This window comes from Nocardia acididurans (assembly GCF_016741815.1).
Classification (GTDB): Bacteria; Actinomycetota; Actinomycetes; order Mycobacteriales; family Mycobacteriaceae; genus Nocardia; species Nocardia acididurans.
The window spans coordinates 156,113-173,605 of sequence record NZ_JAERRJ010000004.1; the positions used below are offsets into that span (position 1 = coordinate 156,113).

The window sequence follows — 17,493 nt, forward strand, 5'->3', positions numbered from 1 at the left end:
AAGGCGCTCAACCAGAGATCAAGAAGCGCCCGCGGCGGGATTTCGGCTGGTCTTCGGCCGTCGGAGCTCCCCTCGCCGGCGGTACCGCGAGATGGACCGCGCTACGGGAGGGGGATGCGCGTAGCGTTGAAGCGACACGGGGCCTACCCAATGAGAGGAGGCCCGCGGTGGAACCTTCGGATGTGATCGTCGTGGGTGCGTCGGCCGGTGGGGTCGAGGCGCTGCGGGATTTCGTGCGCGGACTGCCCGGCGATATCGAGGCGGCGGTGCTGGTGGTGCTGCACATGCCGCCGCGCGGGGTGAGTGCGCTGCCCGCCATTCTCGGGCGGGCGGGACCGCTGCCCGCGGTGGCGGGGACGAGCGGGACCGTGCTGATGCCCGGCCGGATCTACGCGGCGGTGCCGGACCATCATCTGCTGGTGGCGGACGGCCGAATCGTGTTGTCGCACGGGCCGACCGAGAACGGTCATCGCCCGGGGGTGGACGCGTTGTTCCGGTCGGCGGCGGTGGCGTGGGGGTCGCGGGTGGCGGGTGTGGTGCTGTCCGGCTCCCTGGATGACGGGACGGCGGGCCTGTCGTTGATTCGCGAACGTGGCGGGGTGACCGCGGTGCAGGATCCGGAGGAGGCGCTCTACCGCAGCATGCCGGAGAGCGCGATAACGAACGTACCGGTCGATCTGGTGCTGCCGGCCCGGGAACTCGGGGCGGCGATGGCGAAGCTGCTGAAGGCGCGGCGAGAATTACCGGCCCCGGCCCCCCTGTCCGATATGGATCGCCTGGAGGCCGAGATCGACGCCGGCGAGGGTATCTCCCGAAATGGGGTGGTGGCCATGACCGAACCGTCGGGCATGTCCTGTCCCGACTGCAATGGTGGATTGTTCAGCCTGCCGGGCGGCAAGCGCTTCCGCTGCCGGGTCGGGCACGCCTGGACCGCGGAGGCGCTGCTGGTGGAGCAGAGCGTGGAGGTCGAGAAGGCGCTGTGGACCGCGCTGCGCGCCCTGCAGGAAAAACAACAGCTCGCCTCCCGGATGTACGCCGACGCGCGGACCCGCGGCGACATGCGACTGGCCGAGCGGTACGCCGAACAGCAGGCCGAACATGCCGAGTCGGTGAAAGTTCTCCGAAAGCTGCTGGTCGAACGTCGAAGCGAGTGAGCAGCCCGGTAGGTTGTGCTTGTGGATCAGGACAAGGCCCCCACCGACGTTCACGGCTTCGAAGAGATCCTCCAGTATCTGAAGGAAGCCCGCGGGTTCGATTTCACCGGGTACAAGCGCAGTAGTCTCATGCGCCGGGTGCACCGGCGCATGTCGCAGTTGAACATCGACGATCATGTCGAGTATCTCGATGTGCTGCAGGCGAATTCGGATGAGTTCGTCTCCCTGTTCAACACCATCCTGATCAATGTCACCGGCTTCTTCCGCGATCCGGACGCCTGGGAGTTCCTGCGCAGCGATGTGGTGCCGACCATCCTGGCCGAGCGCGGCCCGGACGAGCCGATCCGGGTGTGGTGCGCCGGATGCGCCTCCGGCGAGGAGGCGTACGGCCTGGCCATCGTGCTGGCCGAGGGCCTGGGCATCGACGATTTCCGGCAGCGCGTCAAGATCTACGCCACCGATGTGGACGAGGAGGCGCTGAGCAGCGCCCGCCACGCGGTCTACAGCGAGAAGGAGGTGCAGCCGCTCGGCCACGAGCTGATCCAGAAGTACTTCGAGCAGATGGGCGGCCGCTACTCCTTCCGCAAGGATCTGCGCCGGTCGGTGATCTTCGGCCGCAACGATCTGGTGCAGGATGCGCCGATCTCCCGCATCGACCTGCTGGCGTGCCGGAATACGCTGATGTACTTCACCGCCGAGACGCAGACGAAGATCCTGGACAAGTTCCACTTCGCCCTGGCCCCGCGCGGCATGCTGTTCCTGGGCAAGGCGGAGATGCTGCTGTCGCACAGCCGGATATTCGATCCGATGGACCTCAAACGGCGGGTCTTCCGCAAGGTGTCCACCTCGCGTATCGATGTCGGTTCGGTCTTCGGCCGCAGCTTCCTGCCCGATCGCCGCGAGGTCGATCAGGTGGATACCCTGCGCAGTCTGGCCTTCTCCACGGGCCCGGTGGCGCAGGTGGTGCTCGATACCAATGATGTTGTGACACTTGCCAATCAGCAGGCGAAGCACCTGTTCAGCCTGAGCGACCGCGATATCGGCCGCCCGCTGCGGGATCTGGACCTGTCCTATCGTCCGGTGGAGCTGCGCGGCTATATCGATCAGGTGCGCAGCGAGCGACGAGCCTTGCGCATCAAGGACATCGAGTGGCAGCGCGGCCCGGGTGAGGTGCTCGCCCTGGAGGCGCACCTGTCACCCCTGCTGGCGGAGGATGTTCCGGTCGGCGTCTCGCTGGTATTCCATGATGTGACCGCGAATCGGCGTCTGATGTCGGAACTGAACCGCGCGAATCAGCAGCGCGAGTCCGCCTATGAGGAATTGCAGTCCACCAATGAGGAATTGGAGACCACCAACGAGGAACTGCAGTCCACGGTGGAGGAATTGGAGACCACGAACGAGGAGCTCCAGTCCACCAACGAGGAGCTGGAGACCACCAACGAGGAACTCCAGTCCACCAATGACGAACTGCAGGCCATCAATACCGAACTGCGGGAGCGCAGTACCGAACTCGATGAGGTGAACGCGTTCTTCGCCGCCATCATGAGTTCCTGGCCGGCCGGGGTGGCGGTGGTGGACACCTCCATGCGGATCGTGGTGTGGAACGCCGGCGCCGAGGATCTGTGGGGGATGCGCTCGGACGAGGCCGAGGGCGAGCATCTGCTGAATCTCGATATCGGGCTGCCGGTGGCGGAGCTGCGGCCGATCGTGCGCCCGGCGCTGAGCGATCCGACCTACCGCCAGGAGATCAAACTCGACGGCGTGAACCGGCGTGGGCGCAGTATCACGGTGCGGGTGGTGTGCACCGCACTGCGCAACCGCACCGGCGCACCCACCGGTGCCGTGCTGGTGATGGAGCCGTACGGGAACGGCGACCTCGATCCGGAGCCGGCCGCCCCGAACCGGTGACGACGGGCGACGCCCCGGCCCGGTGACCCGGATTCAGCACCGCACCCGCCGGGCCCCGGTCGGCAGCACCGCCCACACCACCTTGCCGTGCGGCCATCGGGGCACGCAGCCCCAGGTGCGGGCCAGCCGCGCCACCACGTGCAGTCCGTAGTAGCGGGCGCCGCCCGGAACCGGTTCGCGCAGTACGGCTTCCCGGGGGTCGTCGTCGCAGACGGCGACGGTCAGCAGTTCGGCGCGCAGTTCCAGGCGGACCCGGATGTCGCCGCGCGCGACGCTGTGCAGGAAGGCGTTCTCGACCAGCTCGGTGGCTATGAGCTGGGCGTCGGCGCGCACCTCCGGGGCGCCCCAGCGCTCGCAGACCTCGGCGACGAACCGGCGGGCCCGCTGGGCGCTCTCGGCGGCCGGTATCAGCTCCAGCTCCGCGCGCCGCCGGATCGGGCCGTCGTCGACCGCGCCCACGGCGAGCCCCACCGTGCCGAAGACCGGCAGGAATCGGCTGATGGCACTGCCCCGCAGGGTTTTCCGGCGCTCCGGCTGCTCGGCGACCAGCATGATCGGCACCCCCGGCCATTCGCCGACTCGCATCCACGCGCTGGTGAAAGCGGTGAGCAGCGGTTCGTCACGGACGGTGAGATCGTCGACCTCGACGATCACCGCGCGCGGTTCCTGCAGGGCGAATTTCACCAGATCGTCGGCGAACTGCCGATAGGTGCCGGTTTCCAGTCCACCCCGGGGCCGCACCACCGCACAGCCGTCCGACTGTCGACAGTCCCACTGTATTTCCTTGTCGTCCAACATGATTCAATCACGGAACCCGGAGGGATACTGTGGCGCCACCCCCAGCAGGGCGAGCAGGTCGAGGGACCGCATCGGCCGCGTCACCGCGGCCTGGTCGGCCACCACGATGAAGGTGACACCGGAGCTCGCGCAGCGCCGCTGCGCCCGACACAGTACGTGCAGTCCCGCGACGCCGAGGAACTCCACCCGGCGCAGGTCGACGATCATTCGGGCGCAGGGTTCGGCCACCGCGCCCGCCGATCGGAGACCCGCGTCCAACATCTCGATTGTGGACAGATCGATCTCCCCCGCCACCCGCACGACGACCGTGTCGATTCGGCGATCCCAGCTGATGCGCAGTGGGTCGTGCTCATGTCCGAGAACCCGAGGGTTCTGTTGACTCACGCCGTCCACACTATTCAGTTACCCGCTGCCGCCATGGGGGAATCCTGAAACCGCTCTACTCGAATCCGCCGGATCTGCGCCGAAACCCGTTCAATGGATTGAATTTTCATCGTTCGCACGGTCGAATGCGCTTTTTGTCCGGGAATCCGGCCGCACGGGGCCGCCGAGGGGTGTTGACGCCGCCGCATCCGATGCCCAGCTGTTCGGGCAGCTGGGCGTACTGCCTAGTCGATACCCGGGAATACGCTGACCGCGCCCAGGACAGCCGACTGCCAGCTTGGCAATATGCGTAGCTGAACAGGTGTTTGTTGTCGGTTTGCCCGTGCGGTGCTTGCATCGAGATATGTTCACCGAGGCTCAGCTGTACTCGCCGGTGACGAAGAGCGCTGCCGGTGCTGTGACGGTGCATTTGAGTGACGAGCATCCGGGCGTGCACGATCCGGACTACCGCGCCCGCCGCAATGACATTGCCGCGCTCGCGCTGACGTACCGGCCGGGGCAGCCGGTGCCGCGCATCGACTACACCGGCGAGGAACAGGACGTATGGCGGATCGTCTCCGCCGAATTGGCACGCAAGCGGGAACGCTACGCGTGCACGGAGGTGATCGAGGCGGCGCAGCGGCTCGCCCTGCCCTCCGATCACATTCCACAACTCGACGAGGTGTCGTCGAGATTGGCTCCGCTCACCGGATTCCGCTACGTGCCCGCCGCCGGGCTGGTGCCGCTGCGCGAATTCTTCGGCTCCTTCGCGGACCGGATCTTCCATTCCACGCAGTACATTCGGCATCATTCCGCGCCGCTGTACACGCCGGAGCCGGATGCCGTGCACGAAATCCTCGGGCACGCCAATCAATTGGCGAGCCCGCGGTTCGCGGCGATCTACGCGGAGGTGGGTGCGGCGGTGGCACGCCTGGCCACCGATACCGCGCTCAAATTCCTGGCGGACGTGTTCTGGTTCTCCATGGAATTCGGCGTCCTGCGCGAGCAGGATGAAATCCGTTGCTACGGAGCGGGTCTGCTCTCCTCCTACGGCGAGATCGAGGAATTCCGCGAGGCCGAGCTGCGGCCGCTGAACATTCTCGAGATGGGCACCCGCAGCTACGACATCACCCACTATCAGCCGGTGCTGTACTGCGCGCAGTCCATCGCCGAGATCGAGGATGTGGTGGGCGGCTTCTTCGCCACCGTGGACGACGAGGTGGTGACGCGGATGACCGGTGCGAAAGTGGCCGGGGCGCAACCGGCTTGACGGGGTGTGCGTTTCAGAGCCGCATGCCGGAGCCGAGGAAGTTCAGCACCCGTTCGATGGTCTTCATGTCGAACGGGTCCTCGCGCTCCATGATCACCGCCTGCGCGGCTCCGATTATCGCCCCGGCCAGCGCCCGCGTCTCGAAGTCGCGCGGATCCCGGCCCACCCGCCGCGCGATCATCTCCGAGATCATGTCGACATTGCGATTCAGCTCCAGCGCGAGCACGCCGCGCAGCTCGGGCACGGTGCGCACCAGGGCGGCGCGCTCCCGCTCGAAGGCGAACTGCTCGGAACCCAGTGACGCGAAGGTGTCCCGCATGGTCCGGCGCAGGGCGTCCAGCACCGAGAGTTCAGCGGGCTGACCTGCGAAACGCTCGATCATGATCGGATCCAGGTCGTCGGCGAGTACGACCTGCTCCTTGGACGGGAAGTAGCGGAAGAAGGTCGCCGACGAGATGTCGGCGGCCTCGGCGATCTGCTCCACCGTGGTCTGGCTGTACCCCTGCTCCCGGAACAGCCGGAACGCCTCGGTGCGGATGGTGCGCCGAGTGCGTTCCTTCTTCCGCTCCCGCAGTGACGGTTTGTCACCGCGCGCGGGAGCGGTCAGCAGGGAGTCGGGGGGATCAGCCGGCATGAACCGATTGTGCAGCATCCGGCAGCGAATCCCGGGGCCGCGCCGGAGCCCGGGTGAACACCGCGGCGAGGGCGGCCGCGACCAGGCAGATGGCCGCGCACACCCACATCATGGCGCTCATCCCGTCCATGAACGCGGACTGGACGTGGGCGAGCAGGCCCGGATCGCCGGTCCGCCGGGCGATGCCGGCACCGGCGTTCACGCCGTCGGAGATCGGTTCGCGGTCGTACTCCCCCAGCCCGGCCCGGTACTGCGTGGACAGCACGGTGCCGAGCACCGCCACCCCGATGGTCCCGGCCGCCTGCCGCAGCGCCTGAAGCAGCGCGGACCCGGATCCGGCGCGTTCGGCGGTGAGGTCGCCGGTGGCCAGTCCCATGGCGGCGGGCATGACGAAGCCCATGCCCACGCCGAGCAGGGTGATGGCGAAGGCCGCGAACCCGTACCCGCTGTCGGCGGTGAGCAGGGCCGCCGCGACGAGACCGCCCGCGAGCACCAGGAATCCGGCCGTCAGCACGGCCCGCACGCCGATCTTCGGCAGCAACTTGTCCACCAGCCGGCTGCCCACGACGAGCCCGCCGATGAGCGGCAGCAGCCGCAGCCCGCTGCCGAGCGTGTCCGCGCCCAGCACCGACTGGAAGTACTGCGGCATGGTGAAGAACATTCCGAACAGCGCGAAGTTCACGAGTACGAGATAGATGGTGCCCCAGCGGAATCCGGGCGACCCGAACAGCGCCATATCCACCAGCGGCTGCGTCGCGCGCCGCTGCCACAGCAGGAAGAGCCCGAGTAGCGCGGCCCCGGCCGCCACGGACGCCCAGGCCGGGGCGTCACCCCAGCCCTCCTGCCCGCAGCGGATGAAACCGTAGGTGAGCCCGAGCATTCCGAGCGCCGACAGCACCGCGCCGGGCATGTCGATGCGGGTGATCTCCAGCGCCCGGGACTCCGGCACCAGCAGCGCCACCGCCGTCGCGCCGATGACCGCCATGGGCACATTGACGAGGAACACCGACCCCCACCAGAAGTGCTGTAGCAGCCAGCCACCCAGGATCGGTCCGAGCGGCAGTCCGATGGCGGTCGAGGTGATCCAAATGGTCAGTGCCCGTTGCCGTTCCGAGGGATCCGGGAACAGGGTCGGCAGTACCGACATGGACAGCGGCATCATGGCCGCCGCCGCGACGCCGAGCACGGTGCGGGCGGCGATGAGCTGTCCCGAGTTCACCGCGAAGGCGCAGGCGACCGAGGCCGCGCCGAACAGCAGCAGCGCGGCGAGCAGCATCTTCTTGCGGCCGTAGCGGTCGCCGAGCGCGCCCGCCGGGAGCATGAAGGCGGCCAGGGCGAGGGTGTAGGCGCTGCTGAACCACTGCAGTGCGGAGGTGTCGGCGTTCAGGTCGACGGCGAGGGTGGGCAGGGCGACGGTCAGCACGGTGACATCGAGGCCGATGGTCAGCATGGATACCGCGAGGGCGCCGAGTGCCAGCCAGCGGCGTGCTGGATCTTGCATAGCGAGTCCCCAGATCTATGAGAGTTTCTCGATAATGAGAGAGTCTCTCATTTGAGAGGATCTGTCAAACATTCGGCGGGGTGGGGATTCGGCCCGACATGCCGGGCGTTCGGTCTGCTGCTACCGTCATCCGGTCCAATCGAAAGATCGGTCTTTACAACAGCTCTGAATGTGTTAGGCACGAAATGACCCTTGAAGCAACAGAATCCGTCGAGACCCCCGAGACACCCCTGCACCTGCAGGGACGCGAAGCCGTAATCGCCGCCGCCGCAACAGAAGACTGGCGCGATGGGGCCCCCGACTATCACCTCAGCCACACCGTGCTGCCGCAGCAGCGCACCACGCAGCACGCTCCGGATTCGCTGGAGCACATCGTCGAAGAGCTCGTGAAGGTCTTCGAGATGGAGGTCTCGCACAAGCACGATCCGGCGAAATGGGTGTCGCTGGTGGCCGAGCACTACCGCGGCCGCGTCAACGGCGGACCGTGGCAGGACGCGGAAGAGTTCGCGCGCATCGGGTCCTACAACATCCTGATCGGCGAGAACCCCTACTACGACGTGGCCAAGGAGACCTTCGAGTCCTCGCACCACATCTTCCACACCGCCTTCCCGGGCGGCTTCTTCTGGGAGGTCCTCGAGGTCCTCTCCGGCCCGCCGACCGTCACCTTCAAGTGGCGGCACTGGGGCAAGTACGAGGGTGAGTACAACGGCCACCAGCCGACCGGCGAAACCATCGAGATGACCGGCATCACCATTGCCAAGGTCTCCGAGGATCTGCGCATCACCGAACTCGAGCACTTCTACGACAACAACAAGCTGCTCGGCCCCCTCGCGCACGGCTGCCCCGTCACCGGCAAGACCGCGGAATAACCCCGCGCACAGGCGCTCCTGAATTCACGACCCCCGATCGCACAGCCCCGAGGTCGGGGGTCGGCCGCCGGATTATCTAAGCTCAGCCTCGATGATCATCCGCAGGCACGCATCCCTGGTCATGGCTGCCGGATCGGCGGCGATACTCACCGCGCTGGCAGGAGTCGCGTACGCACCGTTACCCGGTGCGGCGCTGGCCCAACCCCCCACCACCACAACACCGTTCACCACCCCGAACACCGACAACTGTCCGCAGAAGACCTCCCCGCCACCACCGGTCGACGACTCCGAGGTGCCCAAGCCGGGGCAGACGAGTCCCGCGGCGCTGCCGATCCCGAGTTCGACCATCGGCGGAAAGGCGCTCAGCGGTTGCGGTCTCGTGCTGCCCAAGGGCGCACCGGCAGTGCCGGAGGGTATTTCGGCGACGGCCTGGATGGTGTCGGATCTGGATACCGGAAAGGTGCTGGCGGCCAAGGACCCGCACGGCCGCTACCGCCCGGCCTCCACCATCAAGGTGCTGCTGGCCGCGGTCGCGCTGCGCACGCTGGACAAGAACAAGGTGATCATCGGCACCCAGGAGGACGCCGATGTGGACGGCACCCGCGTCGGCATCGGGCCGGGCGGGCGGTACACGAACCTGCAGCTGTTCCAGGCCCTCATCATGGCTTCCGGCAATGACGCCGCGCACGCCATCGCCGCCCAGCTCGGCGGTGACGACGCCGCCGTGACCAAGATGAACGAGCTGGCGAAACGCCTGCAGGCCATGGACACTCGCGCTGCCACCCCGTCCGGACTGGACGGGCCGGGCATGAGCACTTCGGCCTACGACCTGTCGGTGCTGTTCCGCGACGCCATGACCATCCCGCTGTTCGCGGAGCTGATCCACACCGAGCAGGTGGACTTCCCGGGTTTCCCGGCGGATCCGCGCACCCCGGGCGACGAGGACAAGCCCGGCTTCCCCATCGCCAACGACAATCACCTGCTCTACAACTACGAGGGCGCGATCGGCGGCAAGACCGGCTTCACCGACGATGCCCGGCAGACCTTCGTGGCCGCGGCCGAACGCGACGGCCATCGCCTGGTGGTGACCCTGCTCAAGGCCGATGTGAAGCCGTTCCGGCCGTTCGAGCAGGCGGCCAAACTGCTCGACTACGGTTTCGCGCTGCCGTCGGGTTCGAGTATCGGCACGCTGCCGGACAACACCACCAAGCAGGCCAATTCGACTGTGGCACTGGCTACTCCGCCCACGGACCACACCGACGAGCAGGCCGAACCGGTGCGCCGGAATCGCGATGATCTTCGCGTCACCCTCATGGTGGGCGGCATAATTTTAGTGCTGGTTTTACTGGCCGGCGCACGGCGGTTGAGCCGCCGACGCTGAGTCACGTCCCGCGGGTTCAGCGCCTGCGCAGTGCCGAAACCAGCGCTCCCGCAACAGCACCCGCACCGAACAGCGCCGCACCCGTTCCGGCGGTGAGCCCCGGGCCCGAGACCCGGGGTTCGATCACCGCCGGGGGCGGAGCCGGAATATCCTCCGGCACTTCGTTTTCCGTGGCCGTGGCCGCCCAGGCGGTGGCGTACAGGATGATCCGCGCGGTGATGTAGCTGAACACCATCAGGCCGATGATCGGCCCGAAGGCCACGCCCGCCGGGCCGTTCACCACCGACTGCAGGATCAGCGACGCCAGCTGTTTGAACGCCTCGAACACGATGGCCGCGACGAACGCCGCCTTGGCCGCGCTGCGCAGCGTCACCGGATGCCGGGGCATGCGCGCGATGATGTAGGTCAGCACCGCCCAGTTGGCCAGAATCGCCAGGGCCAGGGAGACGAGCGTGAGCCCCAGCGTGATCCACCCGGATTCCGCGATGTCCAGCTTGCGCAGCAGGGCGCGGATCAGCCCGCTGGAGGCCAGCACCGACAATCCGAGCGATACCCCGATGGCCAGGAACAGCCCGATCAACGCCAGCAGGTCCGACAGCTTGCCGAGGAAGAAGTTCCCGGGCTCGTAGCGCTGCGACCACTGTTCGGTGAGCGCGGCCCGCAGGTTCGCGATCCAGCCCAGCCCGGCGTACGCGCCCGCCAGCAGACCGATCACGCCGACACTGGTGCGCGAGGCCACGGCCTGGTGGATGAGATCGTTGAGCTGCTCCCCCGCCGCGCCGGGGATGTTCTTGATGATCTCGTCCTGAATCTTGGTGAGCAGCTCGGGATCGCGCGCCAGCACGAAACCGGCCGCCGCGAAACCCACCATCAGCAGCGGAAACAGCGACAGCACAGTGAAATACGTGATGCCCGCGGCGTAGTAGTCGCCGCGCTGCCGTTGATACCGCCCGTAGGCGCGCACCACGTGATCCAGCCAGTGCCGCCGCTGGATCTCCTGCTCGATCCGCGCCCGAACCCCGTCGAACACCCGCTCACCTCCGCCACGCTCCTCGCGCGGCGGGAGACCGGATCAGCGGGCCAGGAAGCCCACCCGGTCGTACACCTGCGCGAGAGTCTTGCCGGCGATCTCCCGCGCCCGCTCCGCGCCGGCGGCGAGGATGCGGTCGAGTTCGCCCTGGTCGGCCATGTACTCTTCCACCTTCGCGCGCAGCGGGGTGACAAATTCGGTCAGCGCGTCGGCGGTGTCGGCCTTGAGGTCGCCATAGCCCTTGCCCTGATAGTCCTGCTCGAGGGTGACGATCGGGGTGTCGGTCATGGCGCTCAGGATGACCAGGAGATTGCTCACACCGGGCTTGTTCTCGACGTCGTAGCGGATCTCGCGCTCGGTGTCGGTGACCGCCGAGCGGATCTTCTTGCCCGAGATCTTCGGATCGTCGAGCAGGTTGATCAGGCCCGCGTCGGAGCTGGCCGACTTGCTCATCTTGGAGGTCGGGTCCTGCAGGTCGTAGATCTTGGCGGTGCCGGTGACGATATGCGCCTCGGGCACCACGAAGGTCTTCTTGTAGCGAGTGTTGAAGCGCTGCGCCAGGTTTCGGGTGAGCTCCAGGTGCTGGCGCTGATCCTCGCCGACCGGCACCAGCTGCGGGCGGTAGAGCAGGATGTCGGCGGCCATGAGCACCGGGTAGGTGAACAGGCCGACGGTGGCGTTCTCCGCGCCCTGCTTGACCGACTTGTCCTTGAACTGGGTCATCCGGCTGGCCTCGCCGAAGCCGGTGATGCAGTTCAGCACCCAGGTCAGCTCGGCGTGCTCGGGCACCTGGGACTGCACGAACAGGGTCGACTTCTTGGGGTCGACGCCGAGCGCCAGCAGCTGCGCGGCCGACTGCTTGGTGCGCTTGCGCAGCTCCTTCGGATCCTGCGGCACGGTGATGGCGTGCAGGTCCGGAATGAAGTAGAAGGCGTCGAAATCATCCTGCAGGCGCACCCAATACTGCACCGCGCCAAGGTAGTTCCCGAGATGGAACGAATCGCTGGTCGGCTGGATCCCGGACAGGACCCGCTGCTTGCGTTCGGCGGCGGCTGGGGCAGGACTCGACATGGCACTGATCTTTCCATGTGCGCCCCGCCCCGATTTCCGTGGCCGCCCGAGTGCGGGTCAGGCCGAGTTCCGGGCCGCCCAGTTGCGGGTGTCCACCCCGGGCATGGCCGGCCGCCCCGAGTTCACCAGCTGTTGCTCCCGGCGGGTCGCCAGGCGGTACAGCGGATAGCTGGGGCCCGACAGCGGGCCGCGCAACAGCCTGGGCACCAGTGGCGGCGAGATGTGCGCGGTGCGCACGGCCTGGGCCAGCGCCCGGTACGCGACTTCTTCGCGCATGCCCCACTTCAGGTCGTACATCTGCCGGATCCGATCCGGCAGGGTGCCCTGGACCAGCAGGGAGAAGCTGCCGAGCGCCTGCTGGATGGGCATCGGCATGGGATAGGCCACCCGCTGGCCCATGAGATACGAGCCGACGAGCTTGGCCTCGTCGGTGAGGAACAGTTCGTCGGAAGCGAGGTAGCCGTCGAAATCCTTGCGGAAGCCGGCGTAGGTCGCGGGCGCGGCCGAACGCGGCATGCCGAACAGCTCACCCCAGCGCACGTAATCCAGGTACAGCGCTTCGCGTTCGGTGTCGGTGAGTTTCCGGACCAGCAGGTCGTGCATGACCTCGGCGGAATCGAAGGTGAAGGCCATGGTCATGTACATCAGATGCGGATCCAGCGCCGAATAGCGCGTGCCCGCCGGATGCCGCTCGCCCGCGTCTTCGGGCAGCGCGCCGTTCACCCGCACATGCTTCTTGCGCGTGAATGACCGCGCCCGATCGGCCTCGTCCTTGCTGCCGAGCGAGACCGCCTCGAACAACCTGCCCGTGAGCGCGAGCCGCGTGTACGGCGTGGTCCGGTGCTTGGTGTTCTCGGCGGTCCCCACGTACAGCAGCGGATGCACGGCCCCGATGACCAGCGCCCGCTGGCCGTAGGTGAGTCCCACCGCCCGTTTGCTCATCACGCGCCGGATCATCGAATCGTCGGAGAAGTAGCCGGGCTCTTTGGCCTTCGGTGCGGGCATCGTTGCCTCCTGCAGCACTCTGTGACGCGGGCCACCGCATCTGGAATCAGAGTCCCCCACAATCACGATTCTGGCAAGAGTCACTTCCAGAATTGCGACCGTGCCAGAATCGAACCGTGACCGGTCAGCGGACCTACGGCGGCATCTCGGCGGAAGAACGCCGCACCCAACGCCGCACCGCCCTGCTCGACGCCGCCCTCGACATCCTCGGCACCCAGGGCATCGACAAACTCACCGTCGCGGCCCTGTGCTCGGGCGCGGGCCTGAACGAGCGCTACTACTACGAGAACTTCGACAGCCGCGACGCCGTACTGTCGGCGCTGTTCGACGCGATCGGCGAAGAGCTCGCCGCGGCACTGCTGGCCGCCCTGCACACCGCACCGGAGGATCCCCGCGAGAAGGCGCACGCCGCCATCACCGCGGGCGTGGACGTCCTCACCGCCGACCCGCGCAAGGCCCGGGTGGCGCTGCTGGTCAGCTCGGCGACCCCCGAACTGCGCACCCGCACCATGCAGACCATTCGAGCGTTCGCGAATCTCGTTGCGGCCGAAGGCATCGACTTCTACGGCATCACCGACGCCATCCCCTCCCCCGCCGTCACCTTCCGCGCCACCTACCTGGTCGGCGGGCTCGTCCAGTCCCTCGCCTCCTGGCTGCAGGGCGACCTCCCCATGACCCGCGACGAGCTGATCGACCACACCACCGACGTTTTCGTCCTGCTCGGCGAGGATCTGGCCGATCGGCTCCGCGCACAGGAGAGCTAGGGGCTACAGCGTCAGCGAGACCGCTCCGAGCGCGGCGGGCGCGGCGTCCTGCAGGACCACCCGGAAGGGGGTGCCCGACTTGGCCCAGCGCGCGGCGCAGTCGGTCATGGCTTCGGCGAACCAGGCGCGTTCGGCGGGTTCCTCGTCCAGCAGCAGGGCCGCGTTGCGGATCACCGCGACGTAACCCTGTGCGGGGCCGACGAATTCGTCGAGATCACGCAGGCACTCGTCGAAGGCGTCCTTGTTCTCGCCGAAGTAGTAGGGGAATTGGAAGGCGGCGGCGAACTCGTCGTAGACGCCTTCGACCGTGCGCATCTTGCGGCCACGCAGTTCGCGCGAGAGGTAACCGGCGGGGATCGCACCGGTGACACCGGAGAATTCGGCCGCGCCGACCGGGAGTACGCCGAGCACGGGGGCCGCGGAGACCGCGGCGGCCACCTCCGACGCACGCGGCACGCTGCCGGTGCGCGGGCGGGCCTTCGCGACGGAATCGGCGGGGGCGGAGAGGAACTGCGAGAGCGGCATGGGCTCGGTCATCAGCGCATCCTCGTGAAAGTTTTGTAGTGGTCGCCGGTGTACCAGGCGGTGCCGTCGCTGCCGGTGACGATGCGTTCGGCGTCGCGGGTCTGGCCGCGCTTCTTCGGGTTGACGTCCCATTCCTGGTAGGTGATGCGCTGGCCCGCGGAATCGGTTGCGGGAAGCCGCCGTTCGCGGTTGTTCCAGGTTTCGCCGCCCTGTGTGCCGGGGGCGTTCGCCGAGTCCGGCCAGCGACCCGCATCGATTTCGGTGAGGGTGGCGTAGGCGCGGTCGGGAACGCCCGGCGCGCGGGACGGTGCGGCCGTGCTGGATTGGTCGGCGCGGCCGGGGTTCGCCGTGGCCGGAGCGCCCGGCTTCGGGGCGGTGGTCTTGACCGCGACCGTGGTGGTCGCGCGCGCCGAGGCGCTGGTGTCGGCGGCCTTGTCGCCGCCGCGCGAGACCAGCACGGCGACGACGAGCATGGCGATGGCTCCTCCGAGGAGGAGCCAGGCGCGTACGCGCGGGGTGATTTTCACCGGTACTGGACCGTCACGGGGGCGTGATCGGACCAGCGCAGGGCGTAGGTGGCGGCGCGCTCCACCACGGCCTGCTTGGCGCGGCCGGCGATATCGCCGCGTGCCAGGTGGTAATCGATTCTCCAGCCGGCATCTGTGTCGTAGGCGCGGCCGCGGTAGGACCACCAGCTGTAGGGACCGGGCTCGCCCGGATGCAGTTGCCGGACCACGTCCACGTACCCGGCGGCGATCATGGAGTCGATCCACGCGCGCTCCTGCGGGAGGAAGCCCGAGTTCTTGATATTGCCCTTCCAATTCTTGATGTCGAGTTCGGTATGCCCGACATTCCAGTCGCCGCAGATGACGAAGTCGCGGTCGATGGCGGTCATGCGGGAGCCGACCTCGTCGAGGAAGCGGTATTTCTCGTCCTGCATCGGCGTGTCGGCCTCACCGGTGTGGACGTACACGCTGGCGACGGTGAATTCGTCGAAGTCGGCCTCGATGTAGCGGCCGGTGCCCGCGAATTCCGCACTGGGAACCCAGTTTCCGTCCACCTGCAGGCCGAGGCCGATGCGCACGGCGCTGGGTTCGCGCCGCGACAGGATGCCCACGCCCGCCCGGCCTTTGGAGCCGGGTTCGGCATGCGCCAGGAACCATCCGGCATCCAGTGCCGGTGCTAGTGCAGCCCGGGTTTGCTCATCGGTCGCGCGGGTCTCCTGCAGGCAGATGATGTCGGCCTCGGTGACCTGCAGCCACTCGAGCATCCCCTTACCCGTCTTCCCGGTCGCCGCACGGACTCCGTTTACGTTGATCGTTGAGATGATCGCTGCCACCCCACGACCGTACAATGCGGCTATCCCACTCTTCTTGCGGACATCGAGGTCCAGGAAGGGGTGACGACGATGACGTCCGGCACCACCGCGTCCACCGCGCCGCTCGCGCCGACCAAGGCCCTCCACACGGGCTCCGGCGATCCACTGCTGCTGCTCCACGGCTTCATGCTGTCCCCGCACTGCTGGGAGCAGGTGGCGCAGCGGATGGCCGGCCAGTGCGAAGTGTTCGCCCCGGCCCTGACCGGCCACTGGGGCGGCCCCGATTTCAACGGCTGGTATCTCGACGTCAACGCGCTCGCCGACCGCGTGGAGAACCAGCTCGACGAACTCGGCTGGCGCACCTGCCATATCGCCGGTAATTCGCTGGGCGGCTGGGTCGGGTTCGAACTGGCCCGCCGCGGCCGGGCCCGCACGCTCACCGCCATCGCTTCGGCAGGCGGCTGGCAAACGCCATCGGTGCTGCAGATCCGGGTGGGCGCGAAATTCCTGTCGCTGGTGCCGGTCATCGAGATCGGCAAGCATCTGCCCGATGCCGTCGTGTTCAGCCCGCCGGTGCGGCAGGCGGTGGCCCTGCTGTTGAGCAAGAACGCCGCCGCGGCCCCCCGGCGCGGTATCGAGGCGGCCATCACCGCGGCACTGCACTGCAAAGCCATGCTGCCCATGCTCGCGGGCGGCCTGCGCGGTCCCGGCCTGGCGGATCTGGCGGACGTGAAAACCCCTGTGCGCCTGCTCATGTGCGAGCAGGACCGAATCATCCCGACCCGCCTATATCAGAAGCGCTTCCTCCAGGAGCTGCCCGACACCGCCGACCGCATCCTGGTGCACGATGTCGGCCACGTCCCCATGCTGGAGGCCCCGGACCGGATCGCCACCCTCATCGCCGAACACGTCTACGCGAGCCGTACCCGCTTGCGCGCGGTGTGAATTCGCACGATGTGAAGTAGCGCGGTGGCCGGGCACTGCACGAAGCCCTGCCGGAACCCGTTCGCCTCCCTAGGATTGGACCGACGAACGGGTCTTCCGACAGGGGTGAGTGGGATGAGCGAGCCATCCGCGCAAGTGGACCAGACGAAACCGAGCATCGCGCGCGTCTACGATTATCTGCTGGGCGGTAAGGACAACTATGCCGCCGACAGAGCCGTGGGCGACTTCTTCATCAACGATCTGCCCGGATCGGTGTCGATCGCATTCTCCAACCGGCAGGCGCTGATTCGCGCGGTCGGGGAGATATCGGCAATGGGGGTAACGCAATTCATCGATCTGGGTAGTGGCCTGCCCACCGCCGACAATGTGCATCAGGTGGCCGAAAGGTATTCGGCGGATACGCGTGTCGTGTACGTCGACAATGATCCGATCGTGCTGGCGCACGGCCGGGCGCTGCTGGCCAACGACAAGACGACCACCTTCATCCAGGCCGATCTGAGCGATCCGGAGGACATCCGGCAGCACTCGGAGGTGGAGCGGCTCATCGATTTCGAGCAGCCGGTGGCGGTGGTCTTCAGCGCCATCCTGCATCACATGAACGACGACGAGAAGCCCGCCGAGGTGGTCCGGTACTGGGCGGATCAGGTGCCGTCCGGGAGCCTGATCTACATCTCGCACTTCCGATCCGGCTACAACGAGGAGACCCGGGCCGCCGAGGAGAAGCTGCAGGGCACCTTCGGGCGCGGGCGGTGGCGCAGCGACGAGGAGATCCTGTCGCTGTTCGGCGATCTCGACGTGCTGTCCCCCGGGCTGGTGCCGTGCACGCTGTGGCGGCCCGCCGCGGACGCGCCGGACGACACCAGCCGGATCGGCGAGGAGTCCCGGGAGATCTCGGTGTGGGAGGAGCTGATCGCCGCGGCGCTGGCTCGAAAGCCGTAGCACCACTCGGCATTCCGA

The 17,493-nt window shown here is 67.5% G+C and carries 18 protein-coding genes; 8 read left to right on the forward strand and 10 right to left on the reverse strand.

The genetic code is table 11. The annotated features are described in order from the left end of the window. Positions 1–167: 167 nt before the first annotated feature. Both JK358_RS11495 and JK358_RS11500 read left to right on the forward strand, forming a co-directional pair. Positions 168–1,154, forward strand: a complete 987-nt coding sequence (locus tag JK358_RS11495; protein WP_201946615.1) for a chemotaxis protein CheB — start codon at positions 168–170, stop codon at positions 1,152–1,154. Positions 1,155–1,175: 21 nt separating this feature from the next. Then, on the forward strand, positions 1,176–3,062 hold the full coding sequence (locus tag JK358_RS11500) for a CheR family methyltransferase (RefSeq protein WP_307817465.1): 1,887 nt from the start codon (positions 1,176–1,178) through the stop codon (positions 3,060–3,062). Positions 3,063–3,095: 33 nt separating this feature from the next. On the opposite strand, the gene JK358_RS11505 is transcribed toward JK358_RS11500, so the two are convergent. After that, positions 3,096–3,860: an ATP-binding protein gene (locus JK358_RS11505; protein WP_372440657.1), complete on the reverse strand. Its 765-nt coding sequence runs from the start codon at positions 3,858–3,860 to the stop codon at positions 3,096–3,098. Between the two features lie 3 nt (positions 3,861–3,863). After that, positions 3,864–4,244 (reverse strand): STAS domain-containing protein, encoded by a 381-nt coding sequence (locus JK358_RS11510; RefSeq protein WP_201946619.1) that lies wholly within the window; start codon positions 4,242–4,244, stop codon positions 3,864–3,866. 343 nt (positions 4,245–4,587) lie between these two features. Between JK358_RS11510 and JK358_RS11515 the strand changes: the two genes are divergently transcribed. Continuing rightward, entirely contained in the window at positions 4,588–5,493 is a 906-nt protein-coding gene (locus JK358_RS11515; RefSeq protein WP_201946621.1) for a phenylalanine 4-monooxygenase, read from the forward strand. Positions 5,494–5,506: 13 nt separating this feature from the next. Here JK358_RS11515 and JK358_RS11520 read toward each other — a convergent pair whose 3' ends face one another. Together JK358_RS11520 and JK358_RS11525 are read right to left on the reverse strand one after the other, a co-directional pair. Next, the gene (locus JK358_RS11520) at positions 5,507–6,127 is read right to left on the reverse strand and encodes an acyl-CoA-like ligand-binding transcription factor (protein ID WP_201946624.1); all 621 of its coding nucleotides are present in this window, start codon (positions 6,125–6,127) and stop codon (positions 5,507–5,509) included. After that, positions 6,117–7,628, reverse strand: coding sequence for an MFS transporter (locus tag JK358_RS11525; protein WP_201946627.1), 1,512 nt, complete (start codon positions 7,626–7,628; stop codon positions 6,117–6,119). The genes JK358_RS11520 and JK358_RS11525 overlap by 11 nt, the downstream gene beginning before the upstream one ends. 185 nt (positions 7,629–7,813) lie before the next feature. Between JK358_RS11525 and JK358_RS11530 the strand changes: the two genes are divergently transcribed. Then, positions 7,814–8,497, forward strand: a complete 684-nt coding sequence (locus tag JK358_RS11530; RefSeq protein ID WP_201946630.1) for a nuclear transport factor 2 family protein — start codon at positions 7,814–7,816, stop codon at positions 8,495–8,497. Between the two features lie 91 nt (positions 8,498–8,588). Then, on the forward strand, positions 8,589–9,878 hold the full coding sequence (locus JK358_RS11535; RefSeq protein WP_201946632.1) for a D-alanyl-D-alanine carboxypeptidase family protein: 1,290 nt from the start codon (positions 8,589–8,591) through the stop codon (positions 9,876–9,878). Between the two features lie 16 nt (positions 9,879–9,894). Here JK358_RS11535 and yhjD read toward each other — a convergent pair whose 3' ends face one another. From yhjD to JK358_RS11550, 3 genes are read right to left on the reverse strand one after another with little or no spacing between them, the layout of a single operon-like run. Beyond that, positions 9,895–10,908 carry an inner membrane protein YhjD gene (yhjD, locus tag JK358_RS11540; RefSeq protein ID WP_201946634.1) on the reverse strand — a complete coding sequence of 338 codons (1,014 nt, stop codon included), beginning with the start codon at positions 10,906–10,908 and terminating at the stop codon, positions 9,895–9,897. A 42-nt stretch (positions 10,909–10,950) separates the two neighbouring features. After that, the gene (gene trpS, locus JK358_RS11545; protein WP_201946636.1) at positions 10,951–11,979 is read right to left on the reverse strand and encodes a tryptophan--tRNA ligase; all 1,029 of its coding nucleotides are present in this window, start codon (positions 11,977–11,979) and stop codon (positions 10,951–10,953) included. A gap of 57 nt (positions 11,980–12,036) precedes the next feature. Continuing rightward, positions 12,037–12,984 (reverse strand): oxygenase MpaB family protein, encoded by a 948-nt coding sequence (locus JK358_RS11550; RefSeq protein ID WP_201946638.1) that lies wholly within the window; start codon positions 12,982–12,984, stop codon positions 12,037–12,039. 116 nt (positions 12,985–13,100) lie between these two features. Here JK358_RS11550 and JK358_RS11555 point away from each other — a divergent pair, with 116 nt between their 5' ends. Next, on the forward strand, positions 13,101–13,748 hold the full coding sequence (locus JK358_RS11555) for a TetR/AcrR family transcriptional regulator (RefSeq protein ID WP_201946641.1): 648 nt from the start codon (positions 13,101–13,103) through the stop codon (positions 13,746–13,748). Between the two features lie 3 nt (positions 13,749–13,751). Here JK358_RS11555 and JK358_RS11560 read toward each other — a convergent pair whose 3' ends face one another. From JK358_RS11560 to JK358_RS11570, 3 genes are read right to left on the reverse strand one after another with little or no spacing between them, the layout of a single operon-like run. Then, positions 13,752–14,285, reverse strand: coding sequence for a barstar family protein (locus JK358_RS11560; protein WP_201946643.1), 534 nt, complete (start codon positions 14,283–14,285; stop codon positions 13,752–13,754). Next, positions 14,285–14,746, reverse strand: a complete 462-nt coding sequence (locus JK358_RS11565) for a guanyl-specific ribonuclease (protein ID WP_201946646.1) — start codon at positions 14,744–14,746, stop codon at positions 14,285–14,287. The genes JK358_RS11560 and JK358_RS11565 overlap by 1 nt, the downstream gene beginning before the upstream one ends. A gap of 50 nt (positions 14,747–14,796) precedes the next feature. After that, positions 14,797–15,612, reverse strand: a complete 816-nt coding sequence (locus tag JK358_RS11570; protein ID WP_201946647.1) for an exodeoxyribonuclease III — start codon at positions 15,610–15,612, stop codon at positions 14,797–14,799. Positions 15,613–15,681: 69 nt separating this feature from the next. On the opposite strand from JK358_RS11570, the gene ephH reads away from it, so the two are divergent. Both ephH and JK358_RS11580 read left to right on the forward strand, forming a co-directional pair. Then, the gene (gene ephH, locus JK358_RS11575; protein WP_201946650.1) at positions 15,682–16,536 is read left to right on the forward strand and encodes an epoxide hydrolase EphH; all 855 of its coding nucleotides are present in this window, start codon (positions 15,682–15,684) and stop codon (positions 16,534–16,536) included. 114 nt (positions 16,537–16,650) lie between these two features. Continuing rightward, a complete protein-coding gene (locus JK358_RS11580; RefSeq protein WP_201946653.1) occupies positions 16,651–17,475 on the forward strand; it encodes an SAM-dependent methyltransferase in 825 nt (274 codons plus the stop codon). Positions 17,476–17,493: the final 18 nt, after the last annotated feature.

Bases quoted from the DNA above. Each gene is read 5' to 3' on its own strand.
- JK358_RS11505 (WP_372440657.1), bottom strand. From the start codon at position 3,860: ATGTTGGACGACAAGGAAATACAGTGGGACTGTCGACAGTCGGACGGC.
- JK358_RS11515 (WP_201946621.1), top strand. From the start codon at position 4,588: ATGTTCACCGAGGCTCAGCTGTACTCGCCGGTGACGAAGAGCGCTGCC.
- JK358_RS11520 (WP_201946624.1), bottom strand. From the start codon at position 6,127: ATGCCGGCTGATCCCCCCGACTCCCTGCTGACCGCTCCCGCGCGCGGT.
- JK358_RS11525 (WP_201946627.1), bottom strand. From the start codon at position 7,628: ATGCAAGATCCAGCACGCCGCTGGCTGGCACTCGGCGCCCTCGCGGTA.
- JK358_RS11530 (WP_201946630.1), top strand. From the start codon at position 7,814: ATGACCCTTGAAGCAACAGAATCCGTCGAGACCCCCGAGACACCCCTG.
- JK358_RS11535 (WP_201946632.1), top strand. From the start codon at position 8,589: ATGATCATCCGCAGGCACGCATCCCTGGTCATGGCTGCCGGATCGGCG.
- trpS (WP_201946636.1), bottom strand. From the start codon at position 11,979: ATGTCGAGTCCTGCCCCAGCCGCCGCCGAACGCAAGCAGCGGGTCCTG.
- JK358_RS11550 (WP_201946638.1), bottom strand. From the start codon at position 12,984: ATGCCCGCACCGAAGGCCAAAGAGCCCGGCTACTTCTCCGACGATTCG.
- JK358_RS11560 (WP_201946643.1), bottom strand. From the start codon at position 14,285: ATGACCGAGCCCATGCCGCTCTCGCAGTTCCTCTCCGCCCCCGCCGAT.
- JK358_RS11565 (WP_201946646.1), bottom strand. From the start codon at position 14,746: ATGCTCGTCGTCGCCGTGCTGGTCTCGCGCGGCGGCGACAAGGCCGCC.
- ephH (WP_201946650.1), top strand. From the start codon at position 15,682: ATGACGTCCGGCACCACCGCGTCCACCGCGCCGCTCGCGCCGACCAAG.
- JK358_RS11580 (WP_201946653.1), top strand. From the start codon at position 16,651: ATGAGCGAGCCATCCGCGCAAGTGGACCAGACGAAACCGAGCATCGCG.